Origin of the sequence: Leptospira alexanderi serovar Manhao 3 str. L 60 (genome assembly GCF_000243815.2) — a bacterium.
In the GTDB taxonomy this organism is placed as follows: domain Bacteria; phylum Spirochaetota; class Leptospiria; order Leptospirales; family Leptospiraceae; genus Leptospira; species Leptospira alexanderi.
On sequence record NZ_AHMT02000030.1, the window covers coordinates 102,501 to 105,000 of the forward strand.

Here is a 2,500-nt window from a genome sequence, read left to right on the forward strand (position 1 = left end):
CATCAATCCTCCTCCGCCTTCCGTCAAAGGAATCTCCGGAAGATACATCACCGGAGTCGGAAAAAAGGACGATCGATTTATCATCATCATAGATGTGGAAAAGATTTTGGGAGCGGAAGAATTGACCGAATCGGGAAGCAATGCCGGATGAAAAAAGAAATTTTCGAAACCGAAGCCGTTTCGATTTTCTAAACATTCAAACTTTTCAAAAAACAGCGGTTTTTCTTCTGATCTGTCTTGGATTTTTGGGGACATTTTCTGTTTATCCGGATGAACAAGATAGACGCTATGATTCTAAAAACTTATACGATCCTCCTTTCGTAAGGATCACGGAACAAGACCTCGACAATCTTCGTCAGACGATTCAAGACCCTTCTAAGGATGCGGTTTCTGAAATTCAAAAAGTACTCGATCAGTATTATTCTCAGTTTATCGATTCGAGAAGGATAGAGGAGGAAAAACGCCTCGGAAAAATCTTCGACGAGAAGACGAACCGAAATACGATCCGTCTTTTAATTCTCGGCATGTTTGCCAAACTCACTCCTTCCGGAATGATGAGGGATTCTCCGATTTTATTTGAACTTCACATGCTTCTTTCGAAAGAATATGAAAAGAAGAAGCAAAACGCAAAGGCGATCGAATCCGCGCTTGCTGCGATTCGTTATAGAGACTTCAGTCATACAGAAAAGGAATTCTTAGATGAAAGAAGGTTGGCCGAAATTTTTGATCCTGTCGAAAAACAAGCGGCTCTTTCCCATAGCAGGTCCCTAGAAAATTTGGAGAAGTCCAAAAAGGATCTTAAAGATTCTAAGGATTTCTTTCATCTTTTCGAAGCCAATTTGATGCGAGGGAAGGAAACAAAAATCACGGAACGAGATTCAAGCGGAAGAACTTTCGAAAGAACGTTAGCCGCAAGCGAACTTCCCGCCTTTAAAGAAAAAATCGCTCAGTCCGAAAGCGATCTCAAAAATAAGGAAAAGGAATATAACGATTCCAAGTCCGGTTTCTACGAGAACTTTCGAAAGAAGAAGTCCAGAGAGGATGCGGATGTCGTTTATTATTTAGCGGGGCTTGTAAAACAAGCCGAAAGCGAAAATAAAGAGAGACTAAAAGTAGTGAATCAATTTGGAGCTGCGGGAACCGGGATTTTCGTTTTATTCGATTACAAGCGAAACACGGACTTTTATGCAACCGCCGCTCTTTGGGAACTCGCGACCAAACTCGACCCTACTATGAAGGAACCTGTTTTAGATCTTGCGAAAGAACTCAAGGCTTCGGGTAAAAAGGCAAAAGCGGTCGATTTTTATAAAAGATATCTGGAGCTTTCTCTTGCGGAACGAACCGAAGAAAACAAGCTTGCGGAGATTTATTTTGCGATCGCTTCTCTTTATACCGAATTGAAACAGAACGTTTTGGCTTCTTCCTTTTACGAACTGTATTACAAAGCGGAAATCAATCCCAAAAAGAAAAGTTCATTCGCATACGAACTCGGTTCCTTTTTTGAAAATAGAACCGGTGATTTGGAACGGGCCGCTCTTTATTATGGAGTTTGGCTCAAAAATCATATAAGTCCGGAAACCGAGAATCTTCCTTTTGCGGACATCTGTGAACTTCATCGCCAGGAATTTCTGGCGGAGTTCGGAATTTCGAAATTGCACTCGTATCGTAGAAAACGTCGGGAAGAAAAGGACGCTTTAAAAGCGGCGATCCGTTCATACGAACGTTTAAAGGAAATTTATAAAGTAGAAGAAAACAGAAACGCAACTTTAAAAAAAGAAACGCTTGCGATCAAAAGAAATCTTTTGGAAAAAACGGACGATTCGATCATGGCCCAGTATCGTCTGAAGGACTTGGATTTTCAGGAATCTACGAGTCGCCTCGGAGTCGTTAGAACCAAATTGAATTCTACACCTGTGACTTTGGCAATGAAAAAGTTATCGATTCTTCTCGAAGAAGAAAAAGACTTCCTTTCCGCGAGAAAAATCTATGAAGACATTGTGAAGATCGGAAATCCGATCGAGATTAATCTTTCATTAATGAACATAGATAGAATCAATAAAATCTTGGAAGACGGAATCAAAAGAGAACCGTTTTGAAATACGTCTGTCCGTAAAACACCCCGACTTGAATCGAAAGCATTGTTCTTTTCTTGTAGGTTTAACGTGAGTTCGATATAAGAAAATGAGAAAGAATTCTCTAAAAGTAGGAGTTCCTACAATTTTAGAATTGTTCGTAAAATCGTGATTTGTGGTAGTTCCCACATTTTGAGAATAGATTTACAAAGTTCAGATTCCAACTTGTTTCAGAAAGATTCTTACGACCCTGCTCACGTTTTTTAAGGCAACAAATCGAAATACGAATCACGATAGTTCGCGAATTTGTTTTTTACTTCATCGCCTTTTCGATATCATTGTCCGATGGAGAAGGAATATCTTCTATGTAAGGTGTTTGCGTAGAACGAACCAAAAATTCAACTTCGTCAATCACGTCTCCTTCGTAG

General features: G+C 40.0%; 3 protein-coding genes (2 of these 3 only partly in view). 2 read left to right on the forward strand and 1 reads right to left on the reverse strand.

Features of this window, described 5'->3' with window-relative positions; genetic code table 11:
* Both LEP1GSC062_RS10675 and LEP1GSC062_RS10680 read left to right on the forward strand, forming a co-directional pair.
* Positions 1-151: the end of a chemotaxis protein CheW gene (locus tag LEP1GSC062_RS10675; protein WP_010577804.1), read on the forward strand. Its footprint begins 317 nt before the window's first position; only the last 151 of its 468 coding nucleotides appear in the window; its start codon lies off the left edge, out of view; its stop codon occupies positions 149-151.
* Complete coding sequence (locus LEP1GSC062_RS10680; protein WP_020984191.1) at positions 141-2,096, forward strand: hypothetical protein; 1,956 nt, start codon at positions 141-143, stop codon at positions 2,094-2,096. The genes LEP1GSC062_RS10675 and LEP1GSC062_RS10680 overlap by 11 nt, the downstream gene beginning before the upstream one ends.
* Positions 2,097-2,385: 289 nt before the next feature.
* Here the strand turns inward: LEP1GSC062_RS10680 and LEP1GSC062_RS10685 are convergent, their stop codons facing one another.
* On the reverse strand, positions 2,386-2,500 hold the 3' end of the coding sequence (locus LEP1GSC062_RS10685; RefSeq protein ID WP_010577805.1) for an LIC_12238 family plasminogen-binding lipoprotein. The gene runs 404 nt beyond the window's last position; the window shows 115 of its 519 coding nt (coding positions 405-519); its start codon lies beyond the right edge, outside the window — the gene reads right to left on this strand; the stop codon is at positions 2,386-2,388.

Bases quoted from the DNA above. Each gene is read 5' to 3' on its own strand.
- LEP1GSC062_RS10680 (WP_020984191.1), top strand. From the start codon at position 141: ATGCCGGATGAAAAAAGAAATTTTCGAAACCGAAGCCGTTTCGATTTT.